Here is a 297-nt window from a genome sequence, read left to right on the forward strand (position 1 = left end):
ACCATACGGTTCAAATCGATATTTACGAGGATGGCGACGGCAGTTGGCTGCTCGGAATCATCGATGAGGACGATAACTCCACGGTGTGGGAAGACCCATTCGACACCGAGGAAGACGCATTGGAAGAGGCCCTGGAAGCGCTTCGCGACGAGGGGATCGAGACCTTTGTCGGTCCGGTGGAGGAAGAGGACGAGACCTGATCATTCCATGGGGACATGAGGGCATGAAGAGAGGCGCCGCCTCTCCTCTGCTTGCCACTCCCTGTGCGGGGACGACGGGTTTTTCCAGTCGTCCTTT

At 57.6% G+C, this 297-nt stretch carries 1 protein-coding gene; it reads left to right on the top strand.

Annotated elements, in window-relative coordinates; translation table 11 throughout:
* On the top strand, nucleotides 1-200 hold a 200-nt coding region (locus AVJ23_RS21995; RefSeq protein WP_058864361.1), incomplete at its 5' end, for a baseplate wedge protein 53.
* Between the last annotated feature and the right edge of the window lie 97 nt (nucleotides 201-297).

This window comes from Pseudoponticoccus marisrubri, from assembly GCF_001482405.1.
GTDB classification, from domain to species: domain Bacteria; phylum Pseudomonadota; class Alphaproteobacteria; order Rhodobacterales; family Rhodobacteraceae; genus Pseudoponticoccus; species Pseudoponticoccus marisrubri.